At 31.5% G+C, this 18,243-nt stretch carries 17 protein-coding genes; all 17 read right to left on the reverse strand.

Annotation, left to right across the window (positions count from 1 at the left end; all coding sequences use genetic code 11):
• Positions 1–148 precede the first annotated feature (148 nt).
• The gene (locus BM120_RS01545) at positions 149–709 is read right to left on the reverse strand and encodes a nitroreductase family protein (protein WP_091992727.1); all 561 of its coding nucleotides are present in this window, start codon (positions 707–709) and stop codon (positions 149–151) included.
• Positions 710–1,115: 406 nt separating this feature from the next.
• Positions 1,116–1,961, reverse strand: coding sequence for a pirin family protein (locus BM120_RS01550; protein ID WP_091992728.1), 846 nt, complete (start codon positions 1,959–1,961; stop codon positions 1,116–1,118).
• A 240-nt stretch (positions 1,962–2,201) separates the two neighbouring features.
• Positions 2,202–3,251, reverse strand: a complete 1,050-nt coding sequence (locus BM120_RS01555) for a YeiH family protein (RefSeq protein ID WP_242941522.1) — start codon at positions 3,249–3,251, stop codon at positions 2,202–2,204.
• Between the two features lie 275 nt (positions 3,252–3,526).
• Positions 3,527–4,501, reverse strand: a complete 975-nt coding sequence (locus BM120_RS01560; protein WP_242941523.1) for a C39 family peptidase — start codon at positions 4,499–4,501, stop codon at positions 3,527–3,529.
• 120 nt (positions 4,502–4,621) lie between these two features.
• Positions 4,622–5,224: a hypothetical protein gene (locus BM120_RS01565; RefSeq protein WP_091992730.1), complete on the reverse strand. Its 603-nt coding sequence runs from the start codon at positions 5,222–5,224 to the stop codon at positions 4,622–4,624.
• A gap of 96 nt (positions 5,225–5,320) precedes the next feature.
• On the reverse strand, positions 5,321–5,782 hold the full coding sequence (locus BM120_RS01570) for a coiled-coil domain-containing protein (RefSeq protein WP_091992731.1): 462 nt from the start codon (positions 5,780–5,782) through the stop codon (positions 5,321–5,323).
• A gap of 202 nt (positions 5,783–5,984) precedes the next feature.
• Positions 5,985–7,430, reverse strand: coding sequence for a HAMP domain-containing sensor histidine kinase (locus BM120_RS01575; protein WP_091992732.1), 1,446 nt, complete (start codon positions 7,428–7,430; stop codon positions 5,985–5,987).
• Positions 7,431–7,448: 18 nt separating this feature from the next.
• The gene (locus BM120_RS01580) at positions 7,449–8,138 is read right to left on the reverse strand and encodes a response regulator transcription factor (protein WP_091992733.1); all 690 of its coding nucleotides are present in this window, start codon (positions 8,136–8,138) and stop codon (positions 7,449–7,451) included.
• A gap of 199 nt (positions 8,139–8,337) precedes the next feature.
• Positions 8,338–10,089 (reverse strand): ABC transporter ATP-binding protein, encoded by a 1,752-nt coding sequence (locus tag BM120_RS01585; protein WP_091992734.1) that lies wholly within the window; start codon positions 10,087–10,089, stop codon positions 8,338–8,340.
• Position 10,090: 1 nt separating this feature from the next.
• Positions 10,091–11,887, reverse strand: a complete 1,797-nt coding sequence (locus tag BM120_RS01590) for an ABC transporter ATP-binding protein (protein ID WP_091992735.1) — start codon at positions 11,885–11,887, stop codon at positions 10,091–10,093.
• Positions 11,888–11,948: 61 nt separating this feature from the next.
• Positions 11,949–12,728, reverse strand: coding sequence for an ABC transporter ATP-binding protein (locus tag BM120_RS01595; RefSeq protein WP_242941524.1), 780 nt, complete (start codon positions 12,726–12,728; stop codon positions 11,949–11,951).
• Complete coding sequence (locus BM120_RS01600) at positions 12,725–13,750, reverse strand: FecCD family ABC transporter permease (protein WP_091992736.1); 1,026 nt, start codon at positions 13,748–13,750, stop codon at positions 12,725–12,727. The genes BM120_RS01595 and BM120_RS01600 overlap by 4 nt, the downstream gene beginning before the upstream one ends.
• An 83-nt stretch (positions 13,751–13,833) precedes the next feature.
• The gene (locus tag BM120_RS01605; protein WP_091992737.1) at positions 13,834–14,817 is read right to left on the reverse strand and encodes an ABC transporter substrate-binding protein; all 984 of its coding nucleotides are present in this window, start codon (positions 14,815–14,817) and stop codon (positions 13,834–13,836) included.
• A gap of 104 nt (positions 14,818–14,921) precedes the next feature.
• Positions 14,922–15,122: a hypothetical protein gene (locus BM120_RS01610; protein WP_091992738.1), complete on the reverse strand. Its 201-nt coding sequence runs from the start codon at positions 15,120–15,122 to the stop codon at positions 14,922–14,924.
• A 460-nt stretch (positions 15,123–15,582) separates the two neighbouring features.
• Positions 15,583–16,446 carry a MerR family transcriptional regulator gene (locus BM120_RS01615; RefSeq protein ID WP_091992739.1) on the reverse strand — a complete coding sequence of 288 codons (864 nt, stop codon included), beginning with the start codon at positions 16,444–16,446 and terminating at the stop codon, positions 15,583–15,585.
• 344 nt (positions 16,447–16,790) lie between these two features.
• Positions 16,791–17,324, reverse strand: coding sequence for a glutathione peroxidase (locus BM120_RS01620; protein WP_091992740.1), 534 nt, complete (start codon positions 17,322–17,324; stop codon positions 16,791–16,793).
• Positions 17,325–17,460: 136 nt separating this feature from the next.
• A complete protein-coding gene (locus BM120_RS01625) occupies positions 17,461–18,135 on the reverse strand; it encodes a nitroreductase family protein (protein WP_091992741.1) in 675 nt (224 codons plus the stop codon).
• Positions 18,136–18,243 lie beyond the last annotated feature (108 nt).

Below are 18,243 nucleotides of genomic sequence, written 5' to 3' on the forward strand. Positions count from 1 at the left end.
AAAATACAAAAAATGTCAGTTATCGTAATATAATACTTAATAGTACAATAACTGACAGCTTAATAATTTTTCATTCTATTAGCTCTGATATATTTTTTCAAAATATAAAAATTCTTTTTTTATATAACACTATATAATGCATAATAATTTAATCCAATTTATAGTCTTTTCCAACACCCGGCTTCACTCCATCTAGTGAATTATAGAATACAGTTTCTGAAATATCTTTCTTTTGTGTATGTAATTTTGCCGGTCTAGAATTTTCTGCAGGATAACCAATAGGTATAATGGCTATAGGAACTAAAAATTCTGGAACATCAAATTCCTCACAAACTACATCAGCTCTAAAGTGACCGACAAATACTGCTCCCAAATCTAGCTGAGTAGCTTCAAGTAAAATGTGAGTAGCCACGATGCCAGCATCTATGGGACCGTAGTCAGTACGATTGTAGGTTTGCTTCCAGCTTTCTCCTTGATCGTAAAATATAATAAAGGCAGTTTTTACACCAAACATAAAGGGCGTACTTTTTTCTAACCTTTTTATACCCTCTTCACTGTCTACCACAAGTATTCTCTGAGGCTGAAGATTAACCGCAGTCGGAGCAATCCTTGCTGCTTCAATAAGCTTTTCAATTTTCTCCTTCTCAACTTTTTGATCACTGTACCTTCTTACAGAATATCTTTCTCTAGCCAAATCTAAAAAATCCATGTCATCATCCTCCATTACAAATAAAAAACTAAATAGTATTAAAGCTTCGCTATGCAGATATATCCTAGCTCCTACTCTGCACACCTAAAACACAGTGTACTTACTTCCATTATTATACCATGTTTTTAAAGCATATAATATTTATTTTTATCTGTAGCTTCAATTTTATAAACAATCTAAATGGATGTGAAATACTACGTTAACACCCCATCTTAGACTTCATTTCAAGCTCAATTTAGCCCTTGAGTTGACTCCAACAAAAATGACATCAAAGAAAAAAGTAATAATTTTTTGATTTGTATTTTAGAAAATGAAACAAAACACTATAAAATTCAATGATTTTTTAACAACTAACAGTACAAGTGTTTTAAATTAGATTAATATTAATAAATACAACGAAATATATTTATTTTTTAAAGTTTATTATATCTCTAATAAATGTCTTGTTTCTTAAATCAGAAAATGCTTCTTGAATTTCTTTTTTGGTATTCATAACAATTGGACCAGCCCATGAAATTTCCTCATTTAACTCTTTTGAGCTTATATATAAAATCTGAGATGGCTTGTCAGTGCTTTTCAAAGTTAACCTATCACCATCAGCAAGCTTTACAGCAGTTTTTTCTTTTATCAATTGGTCTGATACATAAGCATCTCCAATAAGTGTAAACACCATTACTGAAGCATCAGCTTCGGTTTCTATTACAAATTCTGAGTTTTCCTTTAAATGAATATCATAATAATCAAGTGGTAAATGCCCACCTCTATGACCTTGAACACCTTTGTAGCGTCCCGACAATAGTCTTAAAAAACCACCGTCAAATTCTATCTCTTTGATATCCTCTCTCTTAATCTTTGTATAAGTAGGTGGGCTCATCTTATCTGCTTGAGGTAAATTTAACCACAATTGAACTCCCAAAAGCCTTTCAGACGCTGGAACTTGTTCTTCATGCTCAATACCAGATCCAGAATTCATCCATTGAACCTCACCATCTCCAATCGAATCCACATTTCCCAAAGTATCTTTATGAATCATTTTTCCCTTGTAAAGATAACTAACTGTCTCAATACCTCTATGTGGATGCATCGGAAAACCAGCTATATAATCGCTTGGATTCGTGCTATCAAAAGAATCCAGCATCAAAATCGGATCAAACATCTTTGCCGTTTCATTTCCCAAAACTCTTACCAAACTCACACCTGCACCATCAACAGTTCTGAAACCAGTAACCTTCGCTTTAATTTTTCTTTCCATAACAATCACCTTTAAAGTCCTTTCATTTATTATCATCTAAATAATTTTGTTCTTAATTTACTATATTTTCTGTTATTAATAATTATTTACTGCTACCATATTTCCATACAGTATTACCATAATTTCACATATATTTTTATGGTTATATCTAGTTAGATATATATCCATTATACTTATTTTTAAACATTATTTATAAATATTAACAAATTTAAAGACCTTAAAATTAACTGTATTATTCGATTACCATACTCCTATTAGATGTTGCACAGCAAGAGTAACTATTGTAATTCCAAGCCAGCATGATAACCCCAGCAAAAGTGGCTTTCCTCCATTCTTTACCAGCTTCACAAGGTTTGTGTTTAATCCAATCGCAGACATTGCCATAACAATGAAAAATTTTGACAATTTTTTCATTGGTTCAAAAAAAGAGCTATCTACGCCAAAATACGAACATATAGTAGTTATTAAGCTTGCAAGCATAAAATATAATATAAAAAATGGAAAAATTGATTTAATACTAATACCTTTTCCTGACGACTTATTTTCCTTTTTTGCTCTGATGAAAGCTAAAAATAATGTGATTGGAATAATCGCCAACGTTCTCGTAAGCTTTACTGTCACAGCCTTATCAAGTGTCTGACTTCCCAAATTGTAAAGTGTATCCCAAGTTGATGCAGCAGCAGTTACAGATGATGTATCATTGACAGCAGTTCCTGCAAAAATACCGAATGCATCTCCAGAGGTTGTTGAAAAACCAAGCATTCCACCTAGTGTAGGGAATAGAATTGCAGCTAATACATTGAAAAAAAAGATAACCGAAATAGCTTGAGCAACTTCATCATCATTAGCATCAATAACTGGTGCAGTTGCAGCAATTGCCGAGCCACCGCAAATAGAAGAGCCTACACCTATTAGCGTCGAAATATTCTCAGGCATATGTCCAAGCTTATATAATAAAAATGCGATAACAAGTGACGTTGATATAGTCGTTAAAATAATAGGTAGTGATTGCCTACCGGTCTGCATTACTATACCTAGATTCATTCCAAAGCCTAGCAGAATAACAGCGTGCTGAAGTATTTTTTTCGAAGTAAACTTGATACCAGCTTCAAAGGCTGACTTATCACTAATTGTCATTCCAATAATCATTCCAAAAACAATGGCGATAACAGCACCACCGACAATTGGAAATTTATGCCCCAAAAAGTCACTTGGAATCGCAATTGCCAAACAAAGAATCAATCCCTTGATGTGCTTACCAATCCAGTTTTTTTCTGTAAATAATTCCAAAATTAAATCGCCTCCCCCAATAAAACTAAAATATTTAACGCTTTTAAACGTCATATTATATTATTATTGTAATACATTTTTTCAATAAATAAAAGCAATATCAAAAAAACCTCTGCTATGATTTTAAATTCATTGATAGCAGAGGCTTTCGTTTATCATTCAATTATTATATTTTAACTATTTTTTTATTCTATCTATTTACATTATTTTTTCATTTTATTATTTCAATGTCACTTTATTATCTCAATATATTTTTATTATAATACAATCAATAATTACTGTTTTTCGATTACTATGTATGATTGAAGTTGCATAGGCTTGACTGCAACACTTCTGTCATGCCACATATAAAACCATCTTTCTAACGGGTATACATAGTATCCGTCTTGAGAGTGATCACTCGTATCATATGGATCTGCAAAAATAAGAGTGTCATCACCAATACCAGGAGTTCCATTATTATCATAGCCAATGATAGCTTGCCAATGTCCATTCCAATCAGCCCATTCGACCATTACAGGTCTACCTTTTTTCAAATGTCCTGTCAACCATTTTACAAAGTAAGAATCCTTTGCATCATTAACCCATTTATCAGTGTCAGCCTTATTTTCACTTGAGTACAAGCTTGTGCTTTCAAAGATTCTCCTTGTATTCCCTACATCAGCCTTTGGAACATTATTCTTATCAGAGTAAAGCTGCTCCGGTTTTGGATTCTTTATATAGCTTGATTCAACAACTTTAACACCCTTTATCCCACTGAAAAACTCATACATCTGCTTTACATCTGTTCCATATTCGCCAAAATTGTCAGCACTACCAGGTAAAGAGTTTGGCTTATCTAAATCGGTTGAAGATTTCATTGATTTTGCAATGTCCATTTCTGTAAGCTTATCACTGTTTAATTTCATGTTTTCTAAAACCATAAGTGCTGTAACATTACCACAAGACCACTCTGTTGTCTGCTGCATAGTCCTAAAATTTTCGATGATAGTAAGAGTATCATCATTCTTTAAATTGTAAAAATCAGGATTTTTATAGTATCTAGATTCCTTATTGTCACCAGCATTTGCATATCCATCAGCACCAGACTCCGGATCGTAATCCTTTCCTGTCAGCTGAGTATTTACCTTTTTCGATGAGGAATCTTCCTTTTTAGCATCCTTAGTTTCTTGATTTGTGCAGCCTTGTAAAGTTAATGTAGCTGCTATTAAGCATACACCTAATAAAGTTTTTGAAAATTTTTTGTTCAATTCATGTTTACCTCCTTAAATAAATTAGACTAATGATACTATATTTCTAATTAATAGTCAATGTTTTTCTAACAAAGAGATAATTTATTTTATTATTTATTTCGAATACGTTCCCATACCTTATTTTGTTCTTTTATTTAAATATAAATGTGAATTAAACATTTCAGTAATATTAAAAAATTCAAGGAAATCCAACAATGGATTTACAAACTCTGAATAATTTCTCGGAAGCCCTGACAAATCAAAGGAGCCTCTTACTTCAATTTTCTTCGATTTACAATATTCCAATACTAATATATATTCGTCAATTACGGCTTCAATAAAATCGTTATTATTTTCCTTAATAATAGGCTCCTTCAATTCATAAAAATCAGAAAAAACACCTATCGTTCTATAATATTCAAACAACATTTCAACAGCCTCAGGCATATAATATATTTTTACACATTCCAATTCGTCATCAAAATGCTGTTTTATCTCAATAGTACCCTTTTTAGAGCTTATTTCCAATTGTTCCGAATATATACAAGGAAATACTTCCAAGCCATCATTCTCTTTTATTTCATGACTTTCTTGTCTCAAATATCTATTAAATTTAAGAGTTATTTTGCTAAATTTTCTATTTATATTTTCATCAACGGCTTTATTTCTCATACATAAAATATATTTTAATCTATCAAATGCATTCTCCTTTATCAAGTGTATCTTTGTGAGAAAATCCATAAAAATACCTCCCTATTCCATATTAATCATCTAAAATTAATTATAGCATAGGAAGGTATTATTTTATATTATTCTCGAAAAATTATTTTACACTATTTAGTATTCAATGCCTTCTTCCCTATCTAATTTTTGCAATATAGGCTCATCCTTGGCTTCGGCTTTTTCCACTATCTCATATAGTTCATCCAATTTATTTCTCAATTCGGCTGTTTCATCGAAAGACTTCTTTTCTAGCTTGTCATATTCATCATCTGACAAAGCTGCAATCCTTTCATCACTACCAAAAATTCTAAGGTTTATCTCATCTATCTTTTTTAATATATTACTTATCTCATTCCACGTGCTTTCTAATTCTAACTCAGTCTTTAGTAGCTGTTCTTCTTCATCCTTAGTCAATCTCTTTAAAGAATCAATACTCTCCTCAATGCTCGAATTTTTGGGGCTTGATTCATACCTAACTGCTGCAGAGGAGTTTGTCAAACCAGCAACTCCAGCACCTGCAAAAACCAATCCTGTCAATAGCATCACCTTAATTGTTTTTCTTTTCGTAAATTTCATAATCCCTCACTCCTTTTCTTGAAGTTTTCAAAATAATCATCCCTTAGCTCAGTTGAATTTACCAACTCAATTGAAAAATAGTTTGATACGACCAAAAACTACACAAACTTTGTGTTCTATCTTTTTCGGTAGCCTTACTACCTACAATTATTTTAACAAAATAACCTAGGAGAAATCTTATAAAAAAAGTGGCAAAAGCTGTTTATTTGTGGCATAATTGTGGCAAAACAATCGTAAATCTATTAAACTCAGAATCAACCTCCACTGTAATATTGCCTTGATGCTTTTTTAAAATATCCTTGGCTATGGACAATCCCAAGCCGGTATTGCCACCATATCCCTTGTAAAATCTATCAAAAATACGAGATAAATCTCTCTTATCTATAAGTCTACCATCATTCGAAATTTGAATTATTATCTCAGAGCAAGCCGAGACACTCTTTTTAATCGTATATATTTTTACAATCACCCTATGACAGCAATGCCTAAATGCATTAGAAAACAAATTATCAAATACCTTTTCTATGGATTTTTCATCAACCTCAGCAATAATTTTTTCTTCTAAATCAAATTCTACCTCAATATTTCTGTCAATTGGTCTATTAAAATCACATGATTGTAACAACAGTTGTGATAAATCTACCTTTGACAGGTCGAGTTCACGCTCTTCAAATCTGGATATATATAGTATTTCTTCTACAAGCTTAGACATTTTTTCAGTCTGCTTTCTTATAACATCTAATGCTTCAGCTTTTGCTATAATACCAGACTCATAGCCCTCTCTATATCCCTGAATAGACATCAGCGGAGTTCTTAGCTGATGCGATGCATTTTGAAAAAATTCCTGTTGTATTTTTTCCTTCTTTAAAAGACTATCATTTACCAAATCCACAGCTTCACAAATCTCTTCAAATTCATCATAGCTAGTTTCAGGCTTTTTCATATTTGACTTTTTGCTACCAATACTTTTTAAGTAAATTTGAGTTTCTACTAAATCTTTTGAGAATTTCTTTTGCTCAAAAAAATTAAAAAAGCCTGCTAATAATACTGTAATCCCAAAAATTCCCAAAAACCACAAGCTCAGGTCGATAAATGGTTTTTTAGCCTCTGTTATATTTACATAAGCAAAAACACGATATTTCTTTGAATCTTCATTACCCTTTACACCTGAATCATATCTTGTCTCCACAATTTTATCAATGTCAAAAAAACCACTATAGCTTCTCATCTCAACAAAATAGCTCTCACCATTTATTTCAACAGTTTTTGTTTTTCCATCCGAAAAATCCTCCTTAGATAATTTCTCATTTAACAGCTTAACTTTTTTGTTTTCCTTATCATATAGACCATTTGATGAGTATACCTTTTTTCTTCTATTTTCATCTATGATAAAAATATTTGTTGGTAATCTTAAACTTTTATCATCTCTATTGCCTGTATCATCTACTGAATCAGAATAATATGTGTTTTCTAACTCATATTCAAGAGAGTCTTTTGCGATTTTATATATATAATTATTCATAACCAGATTTATTCCCACCGAGCTTAAAATTGAAATAATAAATAGACTCGCAATCAAATTTCTGGTCATAGTTTTAATAATTGATTTTTTGCTTTTAATAGCAGACATCTTAGCTTCAAAAAACAAATCTATTCACCACCATTTCTAAATCCTTGAAAGCCTAAAACCAAAGCCCCAAACAGTATCTATTTTGATGCTTTTACTCTGAGAAAGCTTTTTTCTAAGCCTTTTTACGGTATCATCTGTAGCTCTTGTTTCGACCTCTGCACTATATCCCCAAATTGAATTCAATAATTCCTCTCTTGAAACAGCCTGCTCTCTTCTCTCCAATAAATATAATAGTAAATCCCATTCCGTCTTGGTCAATTTTACATTACTTCCCGAAAGACTGCATTTTTTGCCTAAAACATCCATTTCCAAATCTTCAAATTTCAGTATACTTTCTTTACTATACTGCTCTGATTCCAGTTTTTGTCTCTTTAATATTGCTCCAACTCTCATCATCAATTTTATCGGAGAAAATGGTTTGGTAAAATAGTCATCACATCCAGAGGTATATCCCATGATAAAATCCGCATCATTATCCTTTGCCGTCAGAAAAAATATTGGAACTAGTGAATTCTGGCGCAGGATATGACATATTTCATATCCATTTTTACCGGGCATCATCACATCCAAAATAACCAAATCCGCTGGTTGTCTTTCAAAAGCCTCAAGTAATAGCTCTCCATTCTCGAATACTAATACCTTATGACCTGCCTCCTCCAAAAAACGCTTCAAAAGCTCTCTAATTTCTAATTCATCATCTGCAACATATATAAGCCCTTTACTCATAAATCCTCCCTAATATTTCTATATATTTTAAAATTTGTAATAATATCCTGTAATTACTCTATCTTTTTTCATAATTACTAACATTATATCATGTGGTGGTTTATTTTGCTCAGAAAAATACCATAGGACCTCCGCCTATGGTATAAGGCTTATAAAGCTAACTATAATTTATGTTGTTTTAATAGCTATTATTACAGCTTCAACTATTACTTACGTCGCCAATTAACGTTCTAAAATCTTCATTATTTTCCATCAGCTCATAAAATGAACCTTCAGCAGCACATATACCGTCTTTTATATATACTATTCTATCTGCGGCTTTTATTGTAGATAACCTATGTGCAATCATCAATGTAATCTTATTTCTTTTTAGTTTTTCTAGTGATTGATTAATAATATTTTCATTGTTATAATCCAGATTTGATGTCACTTCATCCATTATCAGAATCAAAGAATCTTTCAAAAAAGCCTGTGCTATTGATAACCTCTGCTTTTCTCCACCGGATAGTCTCATCCCTCTTTCTCCTACAACAGTTTCTATTCCGTATTTTAAATTGTCAACAAAATCAGTTGCATTTGCGTTTTTCAATGCTGCTATTATATCATCGTCTGATGAATTTCTATTTGCTAGCTTTAAATTATCCTTAATGCTTCTATTAAAAATATATACATCTTGAGGAATAACTGTTATAAGCTTTCTAAGTTCTGACAAATCTATATCCTTGATATTGATATTATTTATATAAATACCGCCTTTTTCAACATCCCAAAATCGTTGTAAAAGTTTGCTACAAGTCGTTTTACCGCACCCAGAGCTCCCTACAAGAACTACAGTTTCACCCTCATTTATCTCGAATGACATACCTTTCAAAATATCGTTTTTTTTACCGGAAGCTTTATCTTCATAGCTAAAAAACACATTATCAAAAAAAATCTTATTCTTAACGGCATCTGCAACACAATCACATTTCATTTTTCCATCGTTTCTCACAATAGGCTGAGTTTGAAGAAAATCAAAAACTCTATTTGCTGCACCAAAAATTCTACCATAATTACTGCTCATTGACAAAGTTTCCTGCAATGGAGCGTAGATTAATGTTGAAAGAGATATCAATGGTAATATCCACTGGGATGAATATTTTCCGATATGTGAAAAGTAAATGATTATTAAAGTGGAAGCTACCGATGAAATTCCGATTAAAAAATTTATAGTTGCAACTTCACTGGAAGATCTCTTTGAATATTCATAAAATGATAAATTATAATCATCATTACTCTTATACATTCTTCTAAAATATTCTTTTTGCCACTGGAATGTCACAATATCCTTTATTCCCTGTATACCATCGATTATTATTGCATTCAAAGCACCTAATTTAGATTGTATTTTTATTCCCTGATGGTCAGATTTTTTTCTCGATATATATGGAATAGAAACCATTAAAATAATGAATAACAATAGTAAAATAGATATATAACCAGAAAAATATCCCATTATTACCAGCGCCAATGCTGGCAAAATAATTGCAACAAAAATTTGAATGATGGAATGAGCGTAAAACCATTCCAAAATCTCTATATCCTCCAAAACAATGGACATTATATTCCCACTTTTTTCATCCTCCAAACCAGCTGGTGATATTTGAGCTATTTTTTCATAGGACAAATTTCGCAATTCAGTTAAGATTTTGTACGCAACATCATGTGATATCAGAATATCTAAATAATTTAGCAATGCTGTTGAAATAATCATAACAAAAACTATAAAAAAATGTTGCTCTGGATTATATAAATTTCCACTAAATGCTGTTGAAATAATAAATGCTGTTTCAAATCCAAGACAAATTGGCATCATTTTATATAAACTATGAATTACAATACAAAAAAACATCCTTACCTTGTAATTACTAATATACCCAGAAAGCAAAAAAACATACTTTAATCGTCCCATACTAGTCTATACCTCCCAACAACCTCCTATATGAAGCAGAGTTAACCAACAAATCTTTATGACTACCCCTATTTATGATTTTGCCATTTTCTATATAACATATTTCATCAGCCATTTTTATGGTTGAAAGTCTATGAGCTATAATAAAAATAGCTCTATCGCCTCTTAAATTTTCAAAGGCTTTCTGAATATACATCTCATTTGCTCTATCTATGGAAGATGTGGCTTCATCAAAAATCAAAACTGATGTATCTTTCAAAAATGCACGTGCTATGGCTATACGCTGTCTCTCTCCTGTCGAAAATTTGCCACCCAGTTCATTAATGTTTGTATCATACTTATCTGGCAATGACATAATAATATCGTGGATCATGGCTTTTTTCGCAACATCGTAAACTTCATCCTGTGTTGCATTCCATTTTCCTATCCTTATATTATCATAAATAGTTCCTGAAAACAGATGATTATTTTGCCAAACAGCAGATATGTTTTCGACAAAAAATTCAAATGTATCATTTTCCAACACTTGGTTTCCAATCTTTATCGATCCACTAATTGGTCTATAAAAGCCGATAAGCAATCCAGCTAGTGTTGATTTTCCAGCTCCTGATGGACCTACTATTGCTACTATTTTTCCTTTTTCAATATCAATCGATATGTTTTCTACTGCATTTTCATTTTCTCCCAAATACCTAAAGCATACATCGTCAAATGAAATATGCTGCTCACTATTTTTCGAACTCCATATTTTCTCTACATCATCATCTAAATTCATATATTTTTCAAGCTCATTCCGTTGCATTAGATTTTTAGGTATAAACCTATTTATCATTATGTCCTCATTCTCTATTTTTAAAAACTCATCAATCGAATATGAGCCGGATACTCCTTGAAAGCCTAAATGCCATGCGTTAATTAACGACAACATAGGTGAAAAGGTCGCACCTACAGAAAAAAAGGCCATGATTAATAACTCTTTTTCTACAAAACCATATACACATCTCCAGCCCAATATTGCTATTGTTAACGCAGTTCCAACTCTGACAAAAAATTCTGAAAAAGTTCCTTCAATAATAGTAATCCTAAGATGCTCCATAATTGACTTTCTATATTTTTCACCATAATCTTTAATATCACTTACATAATTTTTGTCAGCGTTAAAGGATTTTAAATTTATCATCCCTTGGATACCATCCAAGCATTCACTATAATATTTTGCATGACTATCCCACTCTTTTTCTCCTTTTTCTTTCATAATTCCGAAAAACAGCATCGGTATAAACAGCATCATCAAAACAGATATAAATGCTGTCATTCCTACATAAAAATCAATATATGTCAAAAATACAATAAAAAATATCGAATTTATTACTGCACTTAGCACCACTGGCATATACTTTGTGTAGTAATTCATAAGCCACTCAACCCTTGTTGTAAAAATTGAAGTCAAAGCTCCTGTCCTTATATTGGATGAATAGCTCGGTCCCAACAAAAAAAGCTTCTGTATGATTTTTGTTCTAACATTGTCTTTTATGCTTACTCCCGCACCTGTAACTAACTTAATATTTATTTTACTCAACACTCTTGACACTAAAAGTACAGATATAATTATGAACAAAACAATTAATATATTTTGTGAGAACATATACTTATTGTTCATTGCTCTATTTATAAGAATACTCATACACAGAGCATTCAATGAAGCCAAAAGCGTTATCAATAACTGTGATAATATTGATTTCAAAATTTTATTTTCAGACCCCTTTGCAAATGAAATCAATGCTTTGTTAATGAACATTCAATCTACTCCCTTCAAAATCTAGTAAAATACTTCCCGTACTAAACATACAATCTGACCTTTAGTAATATGAGCTTATATAATTAATTACAGTCGTATCTTCGTCCTCAACAATTCTTGCGTTAACTCTAAATACGTCTCTTAAAACCTTCTCTGTAATCACAGCTCTTGGCTCTCCTATATCAATAACTTTACCTTCATCGATCAAAATTATTTCATCACAAAACCTCATTGCGAGATTTAAATCGTGTATGGCTGCAATAATAGTCAAACCCAATTTTCTTAAAATTTCCAATACCTTATACTGGTACCCAATATCCAAATGATTAGTTACCTCGTCTAGCACTATCAAATTGCTTTTTTGAGCTAAAGCCCTTGCCAACAGCACCCTTTGCTTTTCTCCCCCAGATAAAGTCTTAAAAAAACGATGTTCTCTATCTTTTAATCCGACCAAATCTAAATATTCTCTCATAATCAAATTATCCTCTTCATGCGGACAGCTACTATCAAAAATACTATGATAAGGAAATCTCCCCATCAAAACAATGTCTCCAACAGTATAATCAAAATCACTTTGATTTTCCTGCGGCAAAACCGCCATTATCTTTGCTAATTTTTTTGAATCAAAATTTTTAATGTCAAAGTCATCTATATATATTTTTCCTTGAATAGGCTCAATGACTCTGTAAATTTGTTTTAATAATGTACTTTTACCACTACCATTCGGTCCTATGATACCTGCGAAAGAATCTCTTTTAAAATTTATAGTAATACCATCACATATAACCTTACTATCAATGGAAAACGTCAAATTATCTATTTTTACTTTATTCAATTTCACATCACCTGACCTCTTTTTTTCATAATGAAAAGGAAAAATGGAACTCCTATTAATGAAGTCAATACGCCAATTGGAAGATCTTTTGGAGCTACAATGATTCTTGATGTTGTGTCTGCCCAAACTAAAAATAGCCCTCCCAATAGAGTCGATACAGGAATAAGCTCTTTATGATTAGCACCAACAAATAGCCTTGCTAAATGTGGTATGATAAGTCCCACAAAGCCTACGCTACCACTTATCGATACCAACGCTCCAACAATAATCGAAACCAACAATAGAAGAATTTTATTCAACCTATTTATTTTAACTCCAAGTATTACAGCAGTTTCTTTTCCCATCGAAATAATATTTAATTGCTCAGACAAAAAAAATAATATAGCAAACCCCATCAAGCAAACTATAAGCGAAAATGGAATATCTTCCCAATGAATACCTCCTAATCCCCCCATCATCCAAAATACAATACCTCTAACCTTGGAATTATCAGGTGCAAATGCTATTATTAATTGTGTTATTGCACTACATAACATCGAAATTGAAATACCTACTAATATTAAATTAGAACTTGAAAACGATTTACTTCTTGAAGATATAACATATACAGAAAACATCACAATCATTGCACCCAAAAATGCCATGGTACTTGTTCCAATAATTCCCATCAGTGATACAGAATCAAAAAATGCGATAGAAAAAGCGGCAAACATACCTGCACCAGATTGTATTCCAAGTGTATAGGGTTCTGCCATAATATTACCTGTCAATGCTTGCATTATACAACCAGTCATCGCCAATCCACTACCTACAATAACAGCTACAATCGTCCTCGGAAGCCTTATATTCCAAATAATACTATTCAATCCCATATCATCTAGCGAAGTGTTAGTAAACGGTAGATGGTATTTGTAAACATCAAGTACTTGACTAAAAGTTATATTTGCGGAACCTAGAAAAGTCGACAATGGTATTGATACTAAAATTAGCATAAGCAGAACAACACATATTTTTTTACACTTTTTCAAGAAAACACCTCTTCTCAATTTGAATGATACTGGTTAAAATATCCAGCATCATTCAAATATATTATTTTCATTAATATGCCTACTTATTTTTCAATCTGGATTATTTTCTCGTTTAATCTTTCGGCAGCATCAAAAACCTGTAAACCAGGGAAAACTTCGACTAATTTAACCACTACAAAATTATTATTTTTTATTGCTGTGACATTTTCTAATGCAGGATTATTTTTTAATTTTTTTATCTTTTCTTCTACTGTTCCTGCTGTTTCACCTTGATCATAGCTGTGTACGAGAATTATATCAGGATTTCTCTTTGCTACCTCTTCCCAGCTCACCTCCTCAAACGAGTTTTGTAAATCAGAAAAAATATTTTTTCCTCCTGCCAAGCTTATGATTTCGTTCTCAATACCTTTTCCACTTGTCACTACAGTTTTATCCCCACTATCAAAAGCCATTACTTTTATATCGCTTTTTTTGATTTTATTCCTCAACAAATTTTCTCGCTCTTTTAGTTCGTCTACTATTTTTTTCGCTTCACTTTCTTTTCTAAATATTTTACCAAGATCATTTATATCCGTATAGATATCTGATATTGATGGCTCTTTGGAATATGTTCCATTTATACAATAAAAATTGATTTTTTCGCGTTGAAAATCTTCAACTGGTGCAACACCGTGCTTTCCAAAAGTATACACTGTTGCATATACAAAGTCAGGTTGCTTGGACAATAACGTTTCAAAATTTGGCGTACCTTCAACTATGATATCAAGCTTAGATAGTTTTTCTTGATATTTTTGAAGACAATCTTTATGGCTTCCCTCCGCAGTAGCAACGCCAACAATTTTATTTTCAAGCCCCAATGCGACCAAAATTTGTGCAGCATCATAACTAAGAGGAATAACTCTCTCAGGTACCTTATCATATTTAGTAGTAATACCATAATTTTTTATTACCACTCCACCAACATTACTATTTTCATTACTCTCGACTTCTTTTTTTGAGCATCCGACCAAGCTTACAATCAATGCTATCATAACGACAAAAACTTTAAAAAATTTCTTACTATTCATATCCTCACTCCTATTCACAATTATTAGTATGGATAAACTCCCATATACAAATCTTCGTACCCTTATTTGGAATACCCTATAATATCCAAAAAGGAAAACGTTCTCTAGTTAACTACAGTCACTGTAAATGCTAATGTCTGTACTGCTAATGTCATCAAAACTTTCATGGCTGGTATTTCTGTTGATTCCCTTGTTAAATCAAAGTATATTACTTCGAATTTTGAATCTATTTTTTTCAATTTTTGCAATGTGAAAGCTATTATTTCATCAACTGTTTTCACATCTTTATTCTCGTATTTTTTCAACGAAATTAATCTTCATCCTAGTCTTCTGTATGACTAAGACTATGATGATGCACTCTTACCGTTTCTACATTAACATTTGTGTTAGCAATATTAATCTTTATAATATATCCTCCCTAATATTATTTTTTCTTAAGTGATCACCAAATGAAACAATTAATCATCTATACATATCAATGAACAAAACAGAATTAACTAACCCTGTTTAAGCATATTATATATCATTTACATCTATTATTCAATAATTATTATCAAACATTTTTTATTATCATTTTTTTATTTAACTTTCTCCCGTAATACTCTAATCATAAAATATAATCTGAATAATACTAAAAATACATACCATATAAATGTTACCCCTCAGTTACATAAAGCCCTTCCATATGCTTTATCATATGTCCTCTATGGCTTTCTTTATATTTTTCAAAAACTACTTTATTATCTCTGATAAATATACAAAGCCCTAGTCTTTCTCTGCTTTTCTATTAGCTTTCAAGTATTCCTCATTTGCAACTAACAGCTTTTCGTAATAGTCATTGTAGCTTTTACTAAACTCTCTAAGCAAAGGTATTGCAAGCTCATAGTATCTATTTTCTATCATATAATTCTTCAATTTATCCTGTATATATTTAAGAGGGCTATTTTGGTAGGTATCACTTTCTTTATATAAATTATACTGTTCAATAATTTCAATGTTTTCATCTAGCCATTTTTTAAAATCATCCATAGCCTCTATTTTAGAATTATTTACCATCTTCATATTCTCAATATCAAAATCAGAGCCAATTTTTTCAATATAATCCTGCTCCTCTAATGACAATTCAAAGGAAGGTAATTTATCCAAATAATCAATATATTTTGCATAAGCAACTTCCCCCTCTTTATCAAGCTGTTCATTTAAAAATGGTTGATACGCATAAAATATTACCTGTCCAAAATACCCCGGAAAAGCTCGCAATAACCTATCATATATCGATTCCTCCCGTTCAATCAACGCAATTTTTTCGTCTATTATTTTCTCACTTGCACCTTCAATAATCAACTTAATAACTTCATTTTTTCTTTCGTCAATTTCCGACTGATGCTCTCTATTTCTCAAAATTGATGGTAATACAAAGCCATCAGAACGAATAATCGATTTAATTTCAGATATATTAAAGCCAATTTTTCTGAACAAATTTACTTTTGACAAAATTTCAAAATCCTCTTCATTGTAATCTTTATAACCATTTTCGAGTTTTATAGGATTAATCAAGCCTTTTTTCTCATAATACTCAATTGCTTTTCGGGTTAAACCCGTTTTACTCTGTATTTCACTTCTTAACATGTATATCACCGCCTTTATCAGAGTATACCACTGTCCCCAATGTACAGGTCAATATAAATAACTAAATATTCCATATTGAATTATTTATATACTCTAATTATACGTTTTAAAATACAAAAAACATTATAAAAAGTAATATAAATATCTTTTTACGTCAAATTTATAGCTAAATTTATATTTTTGAATTGTACTATTGTTTTTGTTTATAATAATAGGGTACTAAAAATGTGCATATACACATAAATTAGTACCCTATTGTAATAAATTTATTATCTAATTTTAGATTAAATATAGGAGCTTCCAATTGAAGTAATATTTTCTCAATAAAAGTTTAAAACCTACGATTAAAGTAGTGCTTTTATATCTGCATCTAATTCTTCAGCAGTATATGTTGGAGAAAATCTTTCAACAACGTTACCTTCTCTATCAACCAAGAACTTTGTAAAGTTCCATTTAATTTCACTTCCTTCAAATACCTGACCTATTGAAGCAAGCTTTTCTAGTAGACCCGCTGAAGCATCATTTGTCTTATCAACAGGCTTCTGTTCCTTTAAATATTTGAAAAGTGGATCTGCATTTGGTCCATTCACTTCTATCTTTTCAAAGTTTTCAAATGTAACGCCATAATTTACCATACAGAATTTTGCTGTACCCTTCCCATCCTCTGGATTCTGATTAAGAAACTGTGCACATGGGAAGCCAACAATTTCAAATCCTTCACTATTATATTTCTTGTAAAGTTTTTCCAAACCCTCAAGCTGAGGTGTCAATCCACAGCCAGTTGCAATATTTACTATTAGTAATACCTTTCCCTTGTAATTTGATAAAGAAATCTCACCATCTTCTAAGCTTATTGCCTTAAAATCGTATACGCTCATTATTTTTTCCTCCTAAATCTATTTTGAAATATGTATCAACTTTTGGCACATATAACTTTTTTGATTGTATATATTAATATTTACCATTATTAGTATGACTTCAAACATATTTCTTTACAATATAGTGTAAAATTTTTTATTTTTTCCAAATGCCTTCTCCCTTCCCTGATCCAATCTCAAAATGATATTTCACAATTCCCAAATCAATCTTTGTATAAAATCCCAAACCAGAAACTCTAAGTGCTACCTTTTCGCCATTTCTATCAAGCCTAAATTTCTGTTGATTCACTGCGGTTGGTGCAAGAAGAGCTGCTTCAATTCCAGATTTATACCATTCAGGATCTCCATCCTTAAAATCACTCACATCTGTAATCGATCTTAGCTTATGACCTTTACCATTGTTTTCACCGTATCCCAAAGCTACAACCAAGTATCTCTTTTCTCCAGGCTTTTCCATTCCTTGTGCCTTACTCTTTTTATATGTTAATGCAACCCAGCACGAATTAATCCCCAGCTCCTGAGCCTTCAACACTATTCTCTCACCATAATATCCTGCTTCGATATCCTTTCCCTTAGGACCAACGATAACAAGATAATTTTTACACCCCTTAAACCGTCCATATGAAGGTTTATTTGCCTGAAAAGCCTCTGGTTCGTTTGTAATTAACTGAATATTCATCCCACCCTCTCTATTACAATTGTCGATTTCCTGCTGTAGAACCTTTACAGACTCTTCATTCAACGGCTCATCAGTAAATCTCCTTACCGAATGTCTCTGTCTCATTAATTCCATCATTTTTACTGTTTCCATAAACTATTTCCTCCTCACGCTTTCGCTTACCATATTATTTCTATATATATTTACTTGTTTTGTTCTTGTTTTATTTATTTGCTTCATTATTTTTTATTGTTTTTTTAT

It is taken from the genome of Peptostreptococcus sp. D1 (genome assembly GCF_900112955.1).
Lineage (GTDB): Bacteria > Bacillota > Clostridia > Peptostreptococcales > Peptostreptococcaceae > Peptostreptococcus.